The sequence below is a fragment of the Acrocarpospora phusangensis genome (assembly GCF_016862995.1).
GTDB lineage: Bacteria > Actinomycetota > Actinomycetes > Streptosporangiales > Streptosporangiaceae > Acrocarpospora > Acrocarpospora phusangensis.
On sequence record NZ_BOOA01000027.1, the window covers coordinates 25,393 to 45,743 of the forward strand.

General features: G+C 70.1%; 11 protein-coding genes. 5 read left to right on the top strand and 6 right to left on the bottom strand.

Annotated features, from left to right (window positions below; translation table 11 throughout):
• The first annotated feature begins 73 nt into the window (after positions 1 to 73).
• Positions 74 to 451, top strand: a complete 378-nt coding sequence (locus tag Aph01nite_RS17765; protein ID WP_239161775.1) for a hypothetical protein — start codon at positions 74 to 76, stop codon at positions 449 to 451.
• A gap of 13 nt (positions 452 to 464) precedes the next feature.
• Complete coding sequence (locus Aph01nite_RS17770; RefSeq protein WP_204042025.1) at positions 465 to 1,283, top strand: alpha/beta fold hydrolase; 819 nt, start codon at positions 465 to 467, stop codon at positions 1,281 to 1,283.
• 76 nt (positions 1,284 to 1,359) lie between these two features.
• Here Aph01nite_RS17770 and Aph01nite_RS17775 read toward each other — a convergent pair whose 3' ends face one another.
• The 5 genes from Aph01nite_RS17775 to Aph01nite_RS17795 form a co-directional block, all read right to left on the bottom strand.
• Positions 1,360 to 2,382: a WxL protein peptidoglycan domain-containing protein gene (locus Aph01nite_RS17775; RefSeq protein WP_204042026.1), complete on the bottom strand. Its 1,023-nt coding sequence runs from the start codon at positions 2,380 to 2,382 to the stop codon at positions 1,360 to 1,362.
• A gap of 50 nt (positions 2,383 to 2,432) precedes the next feature.
• On the bottom strand, positions 2,433 to 3,053 hold the full coding sequence (locus tag Aph01nite_RS17780) for a hypothetical protein (protein ID WP_204042027.1): 621 nt from the start codon (positions 3,051 to 3,053) through the stop codon (positions 2,433 to 2,435).
• 31 nt (positions 3,054 to 3,084) lie between these two features.
• A complete protein-coding gene (locus Aph01nite_RS17785) occupies positions 3,085 to 6,243 on the bottom strand; it encodes a family 43 glycosylhydrolase (RefSeq protein ID WP_204042028.1) in 3,159 nt (1,052 codons plus the stop codon).
• Positions 6,244 to 6,305: 62 nt separating this feature from the next.
• On the bottom strand, positions 6,306 to 11,036 hold the full coding sequence (locus Aph01nite_RS17790; RefSeq protein ID WP_204042029.1) for a discoidin domain-containing protein: 4,731 nt from the start codon (positions 11,034 to 11,036) through the stop codon (positions 6,306 to 6,308).
• A gap of 178 nt (positions 11,037 to 11,214) precedes the next feature.
• On the bottom strand, positions 11,215 to 13,059 hold the full coding sequence (locus tag Aph01nite_RS17795; protein WP_204042030.1) for a glycoside hydrolase family 127 protein: 1,845 nt from the start codon (positions 13,057 to 13,059) through the stop codon (positions 11,215 to 11,217).
• Between the two features lie 326 nt (positions 13,060 to 13,385).
• Between Aph01nite_RS17795 and Aph01nite_RS17800 the strand changes: the two genes are divergently transcribed.
• The 3 genes from Aph01nite_RS17800 to Aph01nite_RS17810 all read left to right on the top strand — a co-directional run bounded on the left by Aph01nite_RS17800 (position 13,386) and on the right by Aph01nite_RS17810 (position 19,319).
• Positions 13,386 to 14,399, top strand: a complete 1,014-nt coding sequence (locus Aph01nite_RS17800; RefSeq protein WP_204042031.1) for a LacI family DNA-binding transcriptional regulator — start codon at positions 13,386 to 13,388, stop codon at positions 14,397 to 14,399.
• 311 nt (positions 14,400 to 14,710) lie between these two features.
• A complete protein-coding gene (locus Aph01nite_RS17805) occupies positions 14,711 to 18,094 on the top strand; it encodes a beta-L-arabinofuranosidase domain-containing protein (RefSeq protein ID WP_204042032.1) in 3,384 nt (1,127 codons plus the stop codon).
• 31 nt (positions 18,095 to 18,125) lie between these two features.
• Positions 18,126 to 19,319 (top strand): cytochrome P450 family protein, encoded by a 1,194-nt coding sequence (locus Aph01nite_RS17810; protein WP_204042033.1) that lies wholly within the window; start codon positions 18,126 to 18,128, stop codon positions 19,317 to 19,319.
• A 63-nt stretch (positions 19,320 to 19,382) separates the two neighbouring features.
• Here the strand turns inward: Aph01nite_RS17810 and Aph01nite_RS17815 are convergent, their stop codons facing one another.
• On the bottom strand, positions 19,383 to 20,321 hold the full coding sequence (locus Aph01nite_RS17815; RefSeq protein ID WP_204042034.1) for a cyclase family protein: 939 nt from the start codon (positions 20,319 to 20,321) through the stop codon (positions 19,383 to 19,385).
• Positions 20,322 to 20,351 lie beyond the last annotated feature (30 nt).

Consider the following 20,351-nt stretch of genomic DNA (forward strand, 5'->3'; position numbering starts at 1 on the left):
GAGCATCGCTGGCCGGAGGCCGGCGAACTCTGGCGGCGGGCCGAACTGCTGGGATTCGACCATGCCTGGACCTATGACCACCTGTCCTGGCAGCGCCTGCGCGACCGGACGTGGTTCGCCGCACTGCCGACGCTCACCGCCGCCGCAGGAAGATCCCCGCAAGTGCCTCGCCGCGTTCGAGCAGCAGGTCGATCGCCTCGGAGAGGCGTGCGTCGCGGAAGGCCGCGAGCCGGACGACATCCACCGGGTCCTGCTCACCGGAGTCACCCCCGAACGGCCGCTCGCGTCCGTCCAGGCTTTCAGGGACTTCGCGGGCCGTTACGCGGAGGCGGGCGCGACGGACCTGATCCTGCACTGGCCCCGCCCCGACGAACCGTACGAGGCCGACCCGGCCGTTTTCGAACGCATCGCCACCGCGGCCCTCGCTGACGTCCAGGCAGGCCGCTTCTAGAGTCTGGAGGGGCATGCCATTCGCAGCGGTGAACGGGGTCCGCCTCGGCTACGAGATCCACGGGACGGGCGAGCCGATCGTCCTGGTGATGGGCGCCGGCGCGGGCGGCGCGGTCTGGCGCATCCACCAGGTGCCCGCCCTCGTCTCGGCGGGATACCAGGCCCTGACATTCGACAATCGCGGCTTGCCGGAGAATGGTCCGAACCCGGGCGATTTCGGCATCGACGACATGGTGAGCGACACGATCGCCCTGATAGAGCAACTCGGGTGGGCGCCGTGCCGGGCCGTGGGACTCTCCCTCGGATCCATGATCCTCCAGGAGGTCGCGCTGGCCAGGCCCGACCTGCTCTCCCACTGCGTGCTCCTCGCCACCCGGGGCCGCACGGACGCGTTCCGCGCCGCCTTGATCGCCGCCGAGACCGACCTGCTGGATCGCCACCTGGAGGTCCCCGGTCCCATGGCCGCGGTGCTCAGCGGCGTGCTCAATCTGTCCCCCGCCACCCTCGACCACGACCAGCGCGTACGCGACTGGCTCGGCCTGTTCGAAATGTCGCCGCGGCAGGCCGGTCCGGGAATCCGCGCGCAGTACCAGGCGTGCCTGATCCCCGATCGCCTGGAGGCGCTGGCGAAGGTGAGCGTGCCCACCATGGTCGTCGCCTTCGAGCACGACCGGCTGACCCCACCGCATCTGGGACGCGAGGTCGCGGACGCGATCCCCGGCTGCCTGTATCGCGAACTCCCCGGTTGCGGCCACTTCGCACATCTGGAGCAGCCCGCACTGGTCAACGCCGAGATCCTCCGCTTCTTCGCCGATCCCTTACCTGGCGCGTAATCGCGCTTCCTCTCCCAGGGTCGGCATCCTTCACATGTCGCAACATCAGCAGCGCCCCAGGACCTGAGCCACACGCTTACGTGGTGGAATGTCCGGTGCGGGCCTCGGCGCGGCCTTCGTCGCGGGCGCGGGCGAGCAGTGCCGCGAGGCGTCGCCTGCGTAGCCGGGTGACGGTCCGGAAGGAGAAGTAGAGGAGTCCGAGGACGGCGATGAGGGCCAGTTGCGGCCAGGGCAGGGTCCAGACGGTCACGTCGGCGGAGGTTCGCTCGATCATCGCGCCGGACGGGGAGGCGGCCTGGATGGACGGCGACACGGTGACGCTGGTGCTGAGGGGTCCCAGCGCCCACACGCCTCCGATGCGCGCCTCGATCTCCCTGTCGCCGCCCGGATAGATCTCCTCGACATCGGCCCGGCCGCCCTGTTCGGCCAGGCCGCCCAGTCCGGATACGGTCACCTGGCCGGCGCCGGTCACCCCGACGTTGCCCTTGTTGGTGGCGGTGTACCTGACCACGACGGTGCCGGACGAGAAGGGGTTCCACGGCTGTTCGTACGTGGCGGTGAGGCCGTCGACCGCGACCGACGCCTTCATGACGCCCTTGGCGCGCATGACGACCCGGAATCCCACGCGGCTCTCGACGGCGACCGTGCCCCGGGTGCTGGTGACCGACGCCGCGATGCCGGCCGGATGGTCGCCGGGGGTGGCGTCCTCGGGCACGGAGATGGTGAACGGCACCACCTTCGTCTCCTTGGGCCCGACGGCGACCTCGTTCTGGACGGTGATCCAGGTGCCGCCGTCCACCGAGGCGCGGTCGGACTGGAGCATGTTGAAGCGGCCCTTGTCGGTGAGGTAGCCGTCGGCGGCCTTCAGCGTGAAGACGGCGGCGCCGTCGCTGAAGTTCCGTACGGCCAGGTGCTCGGTGACGCTCTGCCCCGGGTCGAGGGCGAGCTCGATCCACCGGCGCCCGTCCGGGCCCTGCTCGTCGGCCGGCTGGACCGACCAGGTGAGGGTCGGCTTGGCCGGTTCCGCCGCCGCGGGGGCGGGCGCGATCGGCACGGCGATGAGAACGGCCGCGAGCACGGCGAGCAGGTTTCGGATCATGGCGAGCTCCTCCGAGGGGGGCCGCCCGGAGGCGGCCCCCACGTCATGCCTTATTCGAACAGGGACAGGGTCAGCGTCGAGGAGTACGAGCCCGCCGCGACATCGGCCGGGGTGCGCAGGAACAGGTCGGCGTTGACGGTGTAGGCGCCACCGGTGACGGCGCCGGAGTCGAAGGTCGAGGCCAGCAGCTCCTGATCCACCAGGCCGACGTTGTTGCCCGGCTGGGTCGGCTCGTCCAGGACGGTCACCACTTCCTCGCCCTCGGCGACCAGGCCGGTCTCACCGCCGTCGATGAGGTGCGGCTTCCAGCCGAGGTGACCGGCGGTGATGGGCGCCTGGCCGGCGTCGCCGGTGAAGGCGGTCGCGTTGCCGAGCACGGCCCAGGCGGCACCGGCGGGCACCTCCTCCAGCGTCCGGGTGTCGGTCACCGTCACCGTCGGCAGCGTGCCCAGGAACTGGCGGTTCTCCAGGGTCGAGCCGTCCTCGGCCAGCGCGACCGAGTTGGCGGCGACCGAGAGGGCGAGCACGCCCGGCTCCCTGATCTCCTCGATGTCGACCGTCACCTGGACGTCGGAGCTGTCACCGGGGTCGGCCAGGGCGGGCGTCTGGAACGCCACGGACGCGGTGAGGGCCGCTGCCGCCGCGAACAGCCACTTCTGGTTGGTTCTCATGGATTACTCCGCTTTCTTTGGGGGGTTGTGATCAGGAACAGGAGATGGCTGGATGTGCGGCGGTGCGGTCCGTCGTCGTCTCCTCGCCGGCCACGGTGCCGCTGGCGCGCACGGTCACCGAGCCCGCCGCGATCGAGGCCGCCCTGGTGGCGAACGACTGGTAGGCGTTGGCGCCCGATGCGACGCCCGGGAAGGACCGCTCGCCGTACGCGGTCTCCACGGCGATGTCCGCCGGCCCGTCGTGGTTGTTGCGCACCTGTACGGCCAGGTACGCCTTGCCCGCCAGGCATCGCGGCTGGGCCGTGACCGTGACGGGGATCTCGGCGGGCTCCTCCGGAGCCGGTTCCTGGGCGAAGACCCGCCACTCCGTGATCGCGACCGCGGAGTAGGTGGTGCCGTTGCCGTTGGCCCGGACGGTGGCCCGTACCCGGGAGGTGGTGACCGGGTCGAAGGTGACGCTGTTGAACGCGGTCGTGCTCGTGCCGTACGGCGAGGCGCCGGTCACGTCACGCCAGGCCGAGGCCGCCTCGTCCCAGTACTGGAGCACCCACCCGTCGGGCTGGGCGACGCCGTCGCCGGTGCCCTGGTTGGAGTCCCGCCAGAACTTCAGCTCCGAGGAGATGATCCGTACCGGGCGGGACCAGTCGTACTGGACCCACTGGGTGGCCGGGCGGGTGCCGGACCAGGTGCCCCAGATCTGGGCCTGGCTCGGGTTGGCCGGGTCGGAATTGTCGTTGAGCGCGGTGACGCTGTTCCAGCCCGCCGTGTAGGAGGCGGTGGGCGTGCCGATCGGCGCGATGTTGCCGTTGAGCGGCGCGGACAGGTCCGCCGGGATGACGACCGTCTTGGCGGTCTCCAGGTTCCCCGCCTTGTCGATCGCCCGGTACGACACCGTGTGCCGGTTCGCGTCGGGCGCCGTGACGACGCCGCCCGCGTACGGGGTCCACGGGCCGGTGCCGATGGCGTACTCGATGCCGGCCACGCCGGAGGTGGCGTCGGCGGCGAGCACCTTGACCGTCCGGTCGGCGGCGTTGAGGGTGCCCGCGCTGATCGGCGCCGTGGCGTCGATCTTCACGGCGAGGGTCGCGGGCTCCGAGACGTTGCCGGCGCGGTCGGTCGCGGTGGCGGTGACCGTGTGCTGGCCGTCGCCGGTGACGTCCACGTCGGCCTGCCGGGTGTCCTGGGTGACGACCGGCTGGCCGTCGTCCACCCGCGCCCGGATGGTCATCCGGCCGCCCCGGTCGTCGACGCCGGCGGCGCGCACCCGCACCGCCGAGCGGTACCAGCCGGCGCTGCCCGCGCTGCCGCTCGGGGTGAGCGTCAGCGTCGGCGCGGTCTCGTCGCCTTCGGTGTCGTCCGGCGAGAGGACCGTGACCTGCGCGGAGATCCGGGCGGCGGCGTAACCGAGCACCGTCCCCTGAATGGCGACCGTGCCGGGCTGGGCGACCTGCCCGGCGGTGAGCGGGTCCCAGAAGACGGGGATCCGCAGGGTCTCGCCGCCGAAGGCGACGCCGACGGTGCCGGGCAGCTCCTGCTCGCCCACCTCGACGGTGATGGCCGGCGGGGTGACGGACTCGGGCTGCACGGCGAGGATCTTCCACTCCTCGACCGCCACCGCCGAGTAGGTGCTGCCGTTGGTGGAGGCGTCGAACACCGCGCGGACCTGGGTGGTGGTGACCGGGTCGAACGTGGTGTTCTGGAATCCCTGTGTGCCGGTCGGGTAGCCGCTCGGGTTCGGCACGTCGGCCCACTGGCCGGTGTCCAGGTTCCAGTACTGGACGCGCCAGCGGGCGGGCGCCGCGACGCCCACGCCGCTTCCCTGCGGCTGGTCGTTCCAGAACTCGATCTGCGAACCGGAGATCCGCATCGGCTGGTCCCAGGTGTACTGCGCCCACTGCTGCGGGGGGTTGCTGCCGGTCCAGGTGCCCCACATGTCCGGCGGCAGCGGGTTGGACCGGACGATCTCGTCGTTGAGCGCCTTGATCCAGTACTGGGTGGGCACCGGCTCGTTGGAGACGGTGGCCTTCGCCTCCTGCGCGATGTTCGCCCGGGGGGTGAGGTCGCGGCCCTTGACCGGCGTGGGCGTGACGAGCTTGATCCGGGGCGGGGTCTGCGTGTCGTCCCACTCCACCCGGTCGATCGCCACCGAACGGCGGAAGTGCCCGCCGCCGACCGCGTCGGCCGTGTGGTACGCGAGGTACCACTTGCCGTTGAACTCCAGGATGCCCGGGTGGCTGGTGGTCGAGGAGACCGGCCGGAGCATGGTGCCCCGGTAGGTCCACGGCCCGGCCGGCGAGGAGGCCGTGGCGTACGCGATGCAGGCGTGGTAGTTCGCCGGGGTGCACTGCGAGGTCGGGCCGGCGTTGTTCCCGGCGTACGCCATGTAGTAGGCGCCGTTGCGTTTGAAGACCCAGGGCGCCTCGAAGTAGCCGGTCAGGCCGGTGACGGAGCGCTGGGTGCCGATCGGCGTCTTCATGTCCTGCTGGTACTCGAGCATCCGCAGCTGCCCGAAGGTGCCCCACCAGACGTACACCCGCTGATTGGGGGCCTCGCCGTCGATCAGGATGGTCGGGTCGATGTTCTGGATGTTGTTGGTGGTGGGCACCCGCTGGGAGATCAGCGGCCCGCCCACGTAGTCGGTCCACGGGCCGGTCGGGTCGGTGGCGACGGCCAGGCCGATGGCGAACCTGTCGGACGCGGTGCTGTCGCGCTCACTGACCGGGACGTACCAGTAGTAGCGCCCGTCGACGCCCTGGATCATCTGGCCCGCGTACGCGCGCCCCGGGGTGGCCCAGGAGAAGACCTGCTCGGGGCGCATCAGCGACGGGTAGTGGGTCCACTGACCGGCTTCGACGTCCGAGGTCCTGAACGCGCCCCACTCGTTCATGATGAAGTCGTTCTGGGACGGCCCGGCCTGGTCGTGGCCGGTGTAGATGAAGAGCTCGTCGCGGCCGCTGCTGTTGCCTGGGGCGCCGGCCGGGATGACGACCGGGGCCGGGTCGGCCGAATAGTAGCTGCCGTCGGCGAGGATCGGGTTGCGGGTGCTGGTGAAGGTGACGGAGTCGGCGGCGTGAGCCGCTGTGGGAACCCCCACCAGGCAGAGGGCCGCGATCTGGGCGGCCGCCACGGCGAGGGTTCTGCGTAACCGGGGAGGCGATGAGGCGGAGGGACGCCTCACGGCGATCTTCAAGGTGCGTCCTTACTCTCGGCTGGGGGGTGGCGGCGCCACGGGGACGCCGCCACCGGGGGGTGCTAGCCGCAGTTGATCGCGCTGTACGGCGCGTCCGCCGGCACGGTCACCGGCACGCCGTCGACGGTTCCGGTGACCTTCACCGTCGCCGTTCCGGCCGGGATCGACTTGGCGCGGGTGTTGAACGCCTGGTAGGCGAACTTGCCGGGCGCCACGTTGGCCACCGTGCGGGAGCCGTACGGCGTGACGAGCTCGATCGTGAGCGGCACGTCGTCGTCGTTGCGGACGTTGAGGGAGACGTAGGCGTTCGTGCCGGTGCACTGGCTGCGCGTCTGCACGGCCGTCTCCCAGATGGGGCCGCCCTCGCCCACGGTGAGCGTCAGCGTGGTCCGGGTGGTGCCGGCCTCGCTCACGTAGTCGGGCAGGATCAGGTCGCCGATGATGGTGTAGGTGCCGTCGGTGTTGACGATGTCGGGGTTGAACCGCCAGTTCACGCCGATGGCCTGGTTGTCCCGGGAGCCGTCGTTGTAGGAGACCTCCACCTTGGTGGGCAGGTGGGGGAGTTCGCCCACGTCCACGTGCTGCTCGAAGGACTGCGCGCCCTGGATCGAGATGCCGTCATCGGACATCTCTGGCCGGACGTAGACGCGGGCTTCGGCGATCAGGCCGTAGCCGTCGTTGGTGCCGTAGACCACGAACGGTTCCACGTTCGTCTCGGCGACCATGTCCGGCGTGATCGGCTGCCAGGTGAAGGCGACGGTTCCCCGCGCGCCGCTGGCGTAGACCGCGTCCAGCGTGGACGGCAGGGCGGGCACCATGCCGACGCCGGTCCGGATGAGCACCGGCGAGGCCACCGAGTCGACGGTCTCGCCGTTGGCGCGCCACCGCAGCACGCCGGTGCCGGCGCCGCCGGTCATCAGGCCCCAGATCCGGATCCGGATCCGGCTGGTGGTCACCGGCTCGAAATTGAAGCGGTTGTAGGTGTTGGTGGCCAGGCCGTTCGCGTACGTCGAGCCCTGGAGCGTGACCGGCGTCCAGGTGGTGCCGTCCGCCGAGGTCTCGATGGCGTACGTGGTGGCCGTGGGGCGGCGGGTGCCGCCGTTGTCGTCGTACCAGTAGATGTCGGTCGAGGAGAGCCGCACCGGCGAGTTCCAGCTGTACTGGATCCACGCCTCCGTGGCCGGGCTGGTGCCGTTGCGGGTCTGGCCCCAGTTGCCCCAGCCGTTCCCGGAGCCGGGGTTCGAGCTGCTCGGCGTGGTGGCCTCGTTGACCCGCGAGTGGTTCTCCCACGACGCGGTGCCGGTGGTGGTGATGGTCGCGGTGGAGCCGAACTCCGCCACGACGTCCTTCTTGGCGAGCGTCACCGACACGGTGGCCGTGGACCGCTTCTCGCCGTCGTCGGCGAAGAACCGGAACACGTAGTCACCGGCGACCGTGCCGGTCACCCGGGTCGACAGCGCCTTGGCATCGGCGTAGATGACGCCCGCGCCCTGCGGAGCGGAGACGGTCTCCCAGCCGAAGGTCAGCTCGTCGTCGTACGGGATGCCGTCGTCGGTCGCGGTGCCGACCAGCCGGGTGGACAGGTTGCCGTCCGCCGAGGCGTCGCGGGTGGCGGTGACGGCGGGCGCCTGGTTGCTGACGTCCGGCACGTCCCGGCCCGAGTCGAACACCTGGATCTCGGAGATCGCGGTGAAGAAGGTCGGGTTGTTGGTGAAGGCGATGCGCACCTTGTCCGTGGACACGCCGTCGAAGAGCGCCTCGTTGAACTTCGCGGAGGGCACCGAGGGGTTCTTGAACTGGCCCGGTACCTCCTTCCAGCCGCCGCTGCCGTTCGGCACCTGGACCCACCAGCGGGCGGGCTCGCGGTAGCCGCCGGCCTGGCGGTCGCTGACGAAGAACACCTTCACGTTGTCGAAGGACTTGGCCGAGCCCAGGTCGAGCTCGACGTAGCCGTTCTTGTCGGTGGCGCCGTAGTTGCCCCAGTAGGGTTCGTTGGCGGTGACGCCGTCGGTCACGGCCGCCAGGGCCACGGGCTGCTCGGTCTCCTTGATGGCGCCGGGCGTGTAGTTCATCGAGGTGGTGCTCCACCCGGGCGTGTGGAACTGCCGCCACGGGGCCGGCCGGGTGCCCTGCTGGGTGTGGGACGAGGCCAGGGTGGCGCCGTTCGCCAGGTTCTGCCCGTCCTCGGTGAGGTCGATGCCGGCCGTCTTGAGGTAGCCGACGACGCGGTCGTCCTGGATCGGGGTGTCCACCGCGGTCGGGAAGTCGCTCCCGGCGGCGGCGGTGAAGGTGACGGTCAGCCCGTTCTCGGCCTGGACCTGGTTGGTCTCCGGGTCGTAGGTGATCTTGCCGAGCTGGTCGGTGCTGACCTTCTTCTCACCGTTCAGGAACAGGCTGTAGCCGGCGCCCAGGCCGTACTCGCTGCCGTCGGGGTCCCAGACGATGGTGACGTCCTGCCCGTGGTAGCGCAGGTTGTTGACCATGAAGTGGTCGTAGCCGAACTTGATCGGCCACAGCTCGATCTTGTCGTCGGAGCGCGGCTGGATGCCGCCCATGTCCTCGACGAAGATGTAGTTCATGTTCCCGAGCATCACGTGGTTCGGGTTGTTCCGGTTGTACGTCTTCGCGGTCGCGTTCCAGTTGGAGTAGTACTCCGACTGGTTGGGAACGCGCAGGTCGGCGCCCGGGTAGATGCTCCAGGCCATCCAGTCGAGCAGCCGCTTGGCGTACGCCGGGGTGACGTACTTGCCCTGCGGGTCGTAGTGGCGCAGCGCCGACCGCACCCCGCGGTACTGCACGGTGAAGTTGATGTTGGAGAAGTTGTTGGAGCCGCCGACCCCGTAGGCCGTCCGGTCGTACTGGTTGGCGGTGTAGAACGGGAAGATCGGGAAGTTGTCGCCGTAGGTCAGGAACCGGAAACCGTCGACGTAGGTCTGCCACTGGTCGAACGGGATGAGGTTTTCGGCGTAGACGTCGTAGAGGTTGGACTCCTTGGCCGGGATCAGGCCCCGGGCCCCGGCCGGCAGGGGGTTGGCCCGGCCGTTGGAGGTGGCGGCGCTGGTGGCCCCGTGCGACGTGGCGGCCAGGAACATGCGCATGTCCGGGCTCCACAGCTTGGTCAGGATCGCGTCCTTGATCCCGTTGGCGCCGGCCGCCATCTGGTCGACCTTGGCCTGGGGCGCGCCGGAGATCTGGTACAGCTGCCGCGCGGCGTCGAACGCGCCCCACACGTACGCCGACTCGGGACGCTCGATCGTCCGCGCGCCGGGCGCGCCGCCGCCGGACTTCGGGAACCCGAAGGAGATGGCGTCCGCGTCGTTGCCCGGCATGTAGTTGGTGTCGTACGCGATGAGCTTGTCGTTGTTGCCGTCGTAGTGCTGGAGCTGCCCCACGCCGTCGCCCTCGAAGAAGCGGGCGAACTTCTGGGCGATCTCCTTGCCGCCGCCGTGCACCTCGTACGCCTCAAGGCCGGCGGTGCCGATGTACTGCGAGTAGTGGTTGTTCCAGCTCGTGTGCCCCGGGCTGTCCAGGAAGGCCGAGGACCCGGACAGCTCGCCGATGTTCAGGATCTGGCCGTACGGCAGGTACGGCGTGCGCAGCCACTTGGTGTCCTGCAGGTGCATCGGCTGGGTCAGCGCCACGGCGTTCTGGTAGAGGTTCACCCCCTCGATCGTCGTGGGGTACTGGTAGACGTGGCCGGTCGCGTTGGCGTCGAGGGAGTTGTAACGCTCGCCCCACCAGCGGTAGACGATGGCCTTCTCCAGCGCGGGGTCCGGGACGTTGATGTAGGGCACGTCCTGCGCCCAGCGGCGGTTGAACGCGGTGACGCCCTGCTTCACCGCCGCCGCCGGGGCCAGCTCGGCGTAGTCGTGGTAGCTCGCCACCGTCTCCGGCAGCGTGGCCGAGGAGACCGCGCCGACCACGGAGAGGGAGACCGTGCCCCCGGCGGGGACGGTGATCTCGCGGTCCAGGTTGCTGCCGCTGCGGGCGAAGCCGGCCCCGGTCACGTCGATCTTGATCGTGTTCCACGGGGTGTCGATGAGCCCGTTGTTGGCGCCGCTGGTGATGACGCGGGTGCCGGTCAGCTCGGCCGCGGTGGCTCCGGCCTGGGTGGCCAGCGGCGAGGCGGCCCGGACCGTGAAGGTGGCGGGGGACTCGCCGGGGTTGGTGAAGTCGATCGCGGTGACCGCGACGTTGTCGTACGTGATGAACTTGGTCAGGTCGGCGGTGACGCCGGTGGTGCCGATCGTGTACCGGCTCCTGGCGTGGCTGGGCGCGTTGAACCGGTTGGCGTTCACCTCGGTGACCGTCTGCCCGGGCACGGTGACGGTGTAGAGGTTGCCCAGGTTGTTGGGACCGCCGACGAAGGCGCTGCCGGCGAAGCCCATGACGGTGAAGTTGTTGTTGCTCGCGCCGCGCATGTACAGGGAGCGGCCCCTGGTCATCAGCACCGTCGAGCCGAGGTTGCCGCGCACGCCCAGCACGCGGTCGAGGTAGTAGTCGGTGCCGCCGGCGGCCAGGTCCTTCTCGAAGATCGACTGGTGCATGCTGGCCGCGGTGAACGGCACACCGGGCTTGAGCTGGTTGACGACGTCGCCGACGTTGGCGTAGACGGGGTCCCCGATGTCCATGACGTGGCTCTGCCCGTTGGTGTAGACACCGACGTCGCCCTCGTTGCCGGGCAGAATCGGGCTGTCGGCATGAGCGGCGGACGGCAGGCTGACCAGGCCTGCCGCCAAGAGCGCCGACAGAGTCACCCAGGTGGGCGCTCTGCCTAAGCGTCGGGTAATCATTACTCCTCCTGGTACCGGATGGCGGGTGACGCGCCGTGACGGGACACGTGCGGCTGGGGTGGCTCGGGATTGATGTCGGTCGGTTGCTTGCTTGGATTTCAGGGGGCGGCACGCTCCACGGCGGTGTCTCCGCGTGGCGGGGCGCGCCCGTCCCGGGAACACGTGGTGATCGGAAGGGTTACTCGCACCGCGTTCCCTCCGAGGACGCGGAGTCGTTCGCGGCGGGCAGCCAGACCCGCATGGTGGCGGGCCCGCGGTTGCCCCACCGGTGGTACGGCACCAGCCGAAGAGTGAACGGCTCCCCGTCCCCGGCCGCCCGGGACCCGTTCCCCTCCGCCGTGTACGGCCAGGCCGCCGGCGCCGGTGTGAGCGGCGCCGCCTCGACGTCGAGCTCGACGGCCCCGTCCACCACGCGCTCGGCCGGCGCGCTCCGGCGCACCGCCACCTCGGCCAGCGGCGGCTCGTCCGCCACCGACTCGGCGCAGTAGACCAGCGGCCCTCGCTCGACCGCCACGCTGCCGCGGAGCGCGTCGATCCTGGCGTCCGGCACCGTCCACCGGGAGGTGACAGGCAGGTCGAGGCCGATCGTGTCGCCCGGCCGCCACGCGCCCTCGGCCTCGGCGTAGCCGGGGGACACGGGACGCCGGACGCCGCCGTGGGAGATCGTCGCGCCGTCGGCCCACGCCGGGACCCGCAGGGAGATCCGTCCCGTCCCGCCCTCGACCACCCGGACCGTGACCTCGCCCGACCACGGGTAGCCGGTCTCCACGCGCAGCACCAGGTCGCCGGAGCGGATCTCGGACGGGGTGTGGTGGTGGATCCGCACCCCGGACGCGTCGGCGGCGGCCAGGTAGGCCGGCAGCGAGGCGAAGGTGCGGGCGATGTTGTTCGGGCAGCACGACACGGTGAACCAGGGGGAGCGCAGCCCGCCCTCGGACGCCAGGTTGATCCCGTCGAGCGGCTCGGCGGGCACCCGGACCTGGAGCGGGTTGGCGTAGAAGAACGACCGGCCGTCCAGCGCCGGCGAGGTGGCCAGCACGTTGTACAGGGTGCGCTCGGCCAGGTCGGCGTAGCGGACGTCGCCGGTGGCCAGCAGCAGCCGGTGGGCGAGCATGAACGAGGCGACCCCGGCGCAGGTCTCCGAGTAGGCACGGTCCGAGGGCAGCTCGAAGTCCTCGCCGAACGACTCGCCGGAGTGGCGCGAGCCCATCCCGCCGGTCAGGTAGGTGCGCCGGGCGATCGTGCTCTCCCACTGCGCCTCGACCGTCTTCAGCAGTTCCACGTCCCCGGTCTCCACGGCGACGTCCACCACGCCGGAGGCGAGGTAGAGCGCGCGTACCGCGTGGCCGTGGAAGACCTTGGCCTGCCGTACGGGCATGTCGTCCTGGAAGTAGCCGCGGCCGAACTCGATGTCGCCGAGGGCGGGCAGGCCGCGGCGGTCGATGAAACGCCTGGCCATCTCCAGGTAACGCTCGGTTCCGGTCGCCCGGTACAGCTCGACCAGGGCCATCTCCACCACCGGGTGGCCGCAGGTCTCGGTGGTCGCCAGGAAGCGGTCGCAGATGTGGTCGGCCGCGCGGCGCACGACGTCGGTCAGCTCGTCCTCGCCGTGCGCGCGCAGCCTGGCCACGCCGGCCTGGATGAGGTGGCCGTAGCAGTAGAGCTCGTGGCCCCACTCGAAGTCGGTGTAGCGGTTGTCCGGCCACCTGGTGTTGAGGTAGCCGTCGGGCTCCTGGGCGCGGGCCACGGTCGCGGCCAGCTCGGGCAACGCCGGGTGATCGGCCCAGGCCATGGCTTCGAGCAGCTTGTAGATCTCGGAATCGCTGAACTCCCGGCCCCGGCGCGGGCGCTCGCCCCGGAAGTTGCCGATCCAGCCCTCCCGCTCCATCCATTCCTGGCAGTGGGCGATCGTGACCTCACGGTTCAGGGCGATCCGGTCGCCCCAGAAGCCGGGCTCCGGCCGTACGGCGTCCAGGCCGAGGGGAGTCAGAATTCCGGAGGAGGGCAGCACAGGACTAGCCACGCAGAGCTCCTGACGTGAATCCGCGCACGAAGTGGCGCTGGCGGACAAGGAAGTGGATCAGGCACGGGATCGCGATGACCACGGCGACCGGCAGGGGGAAGCTCGCACCGTCATTGAGCAGGATTCGCGGCGCCAAGAAGTCGTTCCACGGCGGCACTGACCAGCACACATGGCTCCATGGCCTTCTCCTTCCGATACCCCCGAATCGACGTCCGAAATTACCTAAAAGGTTTTCGTGACGTAGAAGAAGCCTGCGTCGCTGTCAACGGATCCCCGGGTACGATGGGGCCCAGCCAACAAGAGCGTGAAGAAAAGGGTTTCGTGAGTTGACGGCCAGGCGTGCGACCATAACCGACGTGGCCGCCCTGGCCGGCGTCTCCATCGCCACCGCGTCCAAGGCCATCAACGGCCGCGTGGACGTCAGGGCCGAGACCAGGCAACTGGTCCTCGACGCCGCCGCCCGGCTCAGCTTCCAGCCGAACGCGCTGGCCCAGGGGCTGCTGTCCGGGCAGACCCGCACGGTCGGCCTGCTCACGGGCGACATGGTGGGCCGGTTCGGCATCCCCGTGCTGCTCGGCGCGGAAAACGCTTTCGGCGCGGGCGAGATGGCGGTGCTGCTCTGCGACGCCCGGGGCGACGCCATCCGGGAGCAGCACTACGTGCGCACGCTGCTGTCCCGCCGGGTGGACGGCCTCATCGTGGTCGGCGAGAGCACCAACCCCCGCCCGTCCATCACCAAGGACGTGTTCGTCCCGGTGGTCTACGCCTACGCGCCCTCCGAGGACCCCGACGACGTCTCGTTCGTCCCCGACGACGTGGGCGGCGCCCGGCTCGCCGTCCGCCACCTGATCGCCGGCGGCCGGTCCCGCATCGCGCACGTCACCGGGCCCCCCGACTACAAAGCCGCCACCGACCGGGCCGAGGGCGTACGGCAGGCGCTCGCCGAGGCGGGCCTCGAACAGGCCGGCGAGACGCTGTACGGATCCTGGTCCCAGCGGTGGGGGCGGCACGCGGCGGAGATGCTGCTGCTGACCGAACCGAAGATCGACGCCGTGTTCTGCGGCAGCGACCAGGCCGCCGCCGGCTTCATCGAGGCGGTCAAGGAGCGCGGCCGGCGGGTGCCCGACGACATCGCGGTCGTCGGCTACGACAACTGGGAGGTCCTGTCGGAGGAGACCCGGCCGGCCCTCACCACCGTCGACCCTGACCTGGAACGTCTCGGTCACACCGCCGCCCAGCACCTGTTCGCCGCCATCGACGGCAGGGCCACCCCCGGGGTGCACCGCATGCCGTGCCGCCTGGTCATCCGCGACTCCACCGCGCCCGGTGGATGTCCGTAACGTGTTGGTAACAGTTGGGTGGATCACTCTGGTCGAAGATGACATGTGAACGCTAACAATTTCATCAGATATCCCCTCGAGTGAGCGGCTTCGCGCGGCTCCGGGTGTCGCGTCAGGAGCCAGCGGCACACGGGCCACGCTTCGGCGCTGCCCTGCCCAAAGCGCGTTGTCGGAAGGCGCAGCTGTCACGCCCAGGAACGGTGTGAAGAAGGGAGCGGTGCAGTTGATTATGTTAGCGCTAACATTCGACGTCGGCACGTGATCACGCGTCCACCCGAGGGTCCAGCTTGCAAGCGAAGGGAAGACGGGCCATGACAACGTCCGAGCAGTCAGGACTGAGCCGCCGCACATTCGTCCGCACATCAGCCCTGGGGGTGGCGTTAGCCGCGACGGCCAAGGCCCTTCCGGCATCAGCGGCGGCGGAGACCACGGCCTCGGGAGTCACCGCGTCCCTAGCCGGGATCCCGTACGTCGGCGCGGGAAGCAACACCGCGGTCAGGCCGTTCTGGCTGCACGAGGTCGGCCTGAACGCCGGTCTGCTGCAGGAGAAGCGCGACCGGATGAAGGCGTTCCTGCAGGCGTTCGACGAGCGCCGCTTCCTCGTCCTCTTCAACAACCAGGCCGGCCGGCCCAACCCCGCGGGCGTGACGGTGCCCGGCGGCTGGGAGGACGGCGGCCTGCTCAGCGGGCACTGGGCCGGTCACTACATGAGCGCCCTCGCCCAGGCGTACGCGGACCAGGGCCAGCAGGTCTTCAAGGACAAACTCGACTGGATGGTCAACGAACTCGCCGCGTGCCAGGCCGCCATCACCGCGCGGATGGACGCCCCCGGCGGGGGAGGCGAGGAGCCCGAGGAGCCGGTGATCGGCCGGGTCGCGGGACGCTTCGGCAACGGCCTGCGGCTCAACGGCGGCAGCACCGCGGAGCACATCCGGCTGCCCCAGGAGGCGGTGTCCCAGCTCACCAACTTCACCATCGCGACCTGGGTCAACCTCGCCGCCACCCAGAACTGGAGCCGAGTCTTCGACTTCGGCCAGAACACGACCGTCAACATGTTCCTCACCGCCCGCGCGGGCGTGACCGGAAACCCGCCCCGGTTCGCCATCACCGTCGGCGGCAGCGGCCAGGAACAGCAGATCAACGGCACGTCCGCGGTGCCGACCGGGCAGTGGGCGCACCTCGCCGTCACCCTCTCGGGCAGCGTCGGCACGCTGTACGTCAACGGGTCGCCCGTCGGCACGAACAACGCCATGACCCTCAACCCGACCAACCTCGGCGTCCCGGGCAACGTCTGGATCGGCCGGTCCGCGTACGGCGACGCGATGCTCAACGCGACCATCGACGAGTTCCACATCTTCGACCGGGCCCTCAGCCCGGAGGAGATCCAGTCCCTCCAGAGTTCCGCCGCGGGATCCACGGGCGGCGGCAACATCGCCTGGTACCGCTTCGACGAGCAGAGCGGATCGACCGCGCTCGACTCCTCGCCCAACGGCCGCAACGCCGGCATCGTCCCCGTCACGCAGACCGGCAACACCCCGTGGGTGCCCACCCATCCCGGCTATCTGGGGGCCATCCCGGAGGACGCCGTCATCCGGGTGGGGCCGCCGCGGTTCGCCGTCTACGGCAGCAACCTCAACACGAACGTCTGGGCGCCCTGGTACACCCAGCACAAGATCATGCGGGGTCTGCTGGACGCGTACTACCTGACCGGCAACATGAAGGCCCGCGAGGTCGTCGTCAAGATGGCGGACTGGGCGCACCTCGCCCTGACCGTCGGCGACAAGAACCACGCGCAGTACGCGGGACCCGTCACCAGGGACAACCTCAACTACATGTGGGACACCTACATCGCCGGTGAGCTCGGCGGCGCCAACGAGGTGTTCCCGGAGATCTACGCGCTGACCGGGGACGCCAAGCACCTTGAGACGGCGAAGTGCTTCGACAACCGGGAGTCCCTCTTCGGCGCCACCGTCGAGAACCGGGACATCCTCGTGGTGACCAACCCCACCGGCATCGGGCGCCGCCGCCCGGCCCGGCTGCACGTCAACCAGCACGTGCCCGGCTTCAGCGGCTACCTGCGCATCTTCGAGCAGACCGGCGAGCAGGACTACTTCAAGGCGGCGAAGAACTTCTTCGGCATGGTCGTCCCGCACCGCATGTTCTCGCACGGCGGCACCGGCGGAAACTACCCGGGTTCCAACAACAACATCGAAATGTTCCAGAACCGGGACAACATCGCCAACGCGATCGCCCAGGGCGGCGCGGAGACCTGCTCCATCTACAACGTGTCCAAGCTGGCCCGCAACCTCTTCCTGCACACGGCGGACCCGGCCTACATCGACTACTACGAGCGGGCCCTCTTCAACCAGCTCGCCGGATCGCGGGCCGACTCGACCAGCACGGGCAACCCGCAGGTCACCTATTTCCAGCCCCTGACGCCGGGCGCGACCAAGTCCTACGGCAACACCGGCACCTGCTGCGGCGGGACCGGGCTGGAGATCCACACGAAGTACCAGGACACCGTCTACTTCAAGTCCGCCGACGGTTCCACGCTGTGGGTCAACCTCTTCGTGCCGTCGACCGTGACCTGGGCGGACAAGGGCTTCGTGGTGACCCAGGAGACGAACTTCCCCCGCGAGGCGAGCACGAAGCTCAAGGTCGAGGGCAACGGTCCCCTCGACATCAAGCTGCGGGTTCCCGGCTGGGCCCGGAAGGGCTTCACCGTACGGATCAACGGAATCGTGGCGCCCATGCAGACACCGGCGCCGGGCACCTACGTGACCCTGAGCCGCACCTGGCACTCCGGGGACGTCATCGACGTCTCGATGCCCTTCAGCATCCGGATCGAACGCGCCATCGACCGGCCGGACACCCAGTCCATCATGTGGGGGCCGCTCCTCATGCCGATCCTCGGCAACCCCGGCGGCGGCACCTACCGCGAGCTCTCGCTCTACCGCTACCTCAAGCGGGACGGCGACTACTCGCGGGCGGCCATCACGGCGGCCGGGACGAACGCGGCAGGCGACCCGCTCTTCACCACCCACGGGTTCAACCTGCGCCCCTGGTACGTGGGGGACACCCAGGCCCATTCCGCGTACTTCCGCCGGGTGGAGCCGAAGATCGTCTTCGGGAGCATCGACTCGGGCGTGCCCAACGTGAAGCGCAACGACGGGCTGCCCAATTACGACGTCCCGGTCACCGGTGTTCCGTCGCCCGGCACCGACGGTCTGACGTTCCTGGACGTGGTCTGGGACAAGGCGCCGTTCGCGACCCACGCGGCGTTCGTCACCACGGTCACCGAGACGGCCGAGGCGTTCGTGACCGCCGGGCTCCTGACCGCCGAGCAGAAGGACACGGTGGTGGCCGCCGCCGTGAGCGCGCGCGGCGAACTGGCGCCGGGCGCGCAGATACCGGTCACGGTCGTCGCCGAGTCCCGCTGCATCGGCACTTCCGCCTTCGTGGCCGTACGCGTGACGAACGATCACGACGCGCCCGTGGACGTCGTGGTGCAGACGCCGTACGGCTCGCGCACCTTCAACGACGTCGCCCCCGGCAAGTACGCGTACCAGTCCTTCGCGGTTCGCGCGCCGCAGGTCGCCGCCGGCGAGGTCACGGTCCGCGTCACCGGTACGGTCGCCGGAGACGAGGTGACAACCGAGGTCGTCAAGGAGTACGCGGCCGCGGCCTGCGCCTGATCGCTTCTGGAACCACGACCGAAGGTGGCCCGTGACTGACGAGTTCAGGCCGTACGAGCTGTGGGAGCCTGACACCCGCCGCGACCCGCACGCGTTCTACGCACGCGTGCGGGCCGCCGGCCGGCCCATCCCGCAGATCGATCCGGCAGGCGACCGGTTCTGGATCGTGGCACGCCACGCCGACGTCCTGGACGGCCTGCAGCACCCCGCGATCGGTCACGAAGTGCGCGAGCACCAGGCTCAGGGCCCGGCGCTCGCGCACCACCGAACCGAGGCGGAGCGGATCGCGGCCCGCCAGCTCATCGACCTGGATCCCCCTGACCACACCCGGCTGCGCGGGCTCGTCAGCAAGGCTTTCACGGCCCGTACGGTCGCGAAGCTGGAGCCGTGGATCGGTGACGTGGCGGACCAGCTGGTCGCCCGCGCGCTGCGGCTCGGCACGTTCGACGGCGTGGCCGACCTGGCCGATCCGCTGCCGGTCAACGTCATCGCCCAGCTCGTGGGGGTCCCCGAGGAGGACCGCGCGCAGTTCCGCGCGTGGTCGGCGACCATCGTCTCCGGGAGCGATCAGCATGGCGTGGCCACGTTGGCGTTCGCCGCGTACATCGACGAACTGGCCGCACGCCGGCGAGCGGTCCCGGCGGACGACCTGCTCTCCGAGCTCGTCGCCCTGGAGGCGCAGGGGGACGCCCTCGACCGCGACGAACTCGTCGCGATGGTGCAGCTCCTGCTCATCGCCGGTCAGGAGACCACCGTCGACGTCATCGTCAACGGCATCCGGCTCCTGCTCACCCATCCCGAGCAGTGGCAGGACCTCCGCGCCGACCCGTCACTGGCGAGCGCGCTCGTCGAGGAGACGCTACGGTACCGCGGTCCGGTCGAGATCGTGCCGCCTCGCTTCACCTTCCGCGACCTCGACATCGCCGGGGGCACGATCCCGGCGTTCGAGCGCGTCGGCCTGTCCCTGTGGGGCGCGAACAGGGACCCCTCGGTCTTCGCCGATCCGGACGTGTTCGACATCCACCGCCCGGACGTCCACCGGCACATCGCCTTCGGCCACGGCATCCACTTCTGCCTGGGCGCCTCCCTGGGCCGTCTAGAGGCCCGCATCATGTTCGACCGCATCGCCCGCGAGCTTCCCCGACTGCGGCTAGCGGTGGACCCTGACGACGTGGACGACTTCCGCCTGCACTGGGGAAGCCTGCCGCTACGGATCCCGACCTGACACGCCGCCTGCCCCGGACGGCGTTCGTCCGGCGCCCGGGGGACGCCGACTCGTGAACCGCGGTCAGAATGTGGCGATCGGGTTGACCGGGCTGCCGGACGTGCCGGCGAAACGGACCGGCGCGACCGCGAGGTGGAAGTCCCACTGGCCGAGTTCGGCAGCCGTCCTCGCGCACGCCTCCAGGTCGCAGTTGTCGAGCATCCACAGACCCATCGCGACCAGGCTCACGGCGTGAACCGGCATCAACACGTCTTCGTACCCCGATGGCTGAACGTCCTGGGGGGTGTCGGCGCCGATCAGCGCGACCTCCCGTTCATGCAGCCACGGCAGGCAGGACGCGTGCCACCCGGCCTGCGTGAAACCGCCGGCCGCACCGGTCTCGTGCCGGACGCGGCCATACCCGGTCCGCAGGAGTACCGCATCGCCGGGTCGCACCCGCACACCCTGGCGACGCTCGGCCTCCTCGAGGTCGTCGGGAAACACCCCCTGCCCCGGTTCCAGCCACGGCACATCCCGCACGCTGGCGATGTCCAGCAGGACACCACGCGTGATGATCCCGTTCGCCGCCGCCGTGACCGACGCCCACGCCGATCCCGTCGCGGTGTCGACCAGCGCGTGCGACCGCCCGTTGTACATCATGCCGTCCCAGAAGATGTGGCACGGCGAGTCGACGTGGGTGAGGGTGTTGCCGTGGAACGTGACGCCGAGCCGCTCGGACGAGAAGCCCCAGCGCCGGTCCTTGTGGAATGCGGGCACCGGCATGTTCTCGGCGCCCGGCATGTCGGCGGCGCACGGGCACGTCGTCGTCGACCGCTCCATGTCTTCCGGTACGGCGACCTCCCATGCGCACGACACGCTCCTGCCGTGGCGCACGGCCCGCGCCGCCGCCAGCCGGACGTCGTCGGTGATGTGGTTCAGAGTGCCGAGCTCGTCGTCCTCGCCCCACCGGCCCCAGTTCGACAGCGTGTTGAAGTACCCGAGCACGTCGTCCTGTGTGGGCATCGGTCGCCCTGCCGTCATCCCAGCATCGAC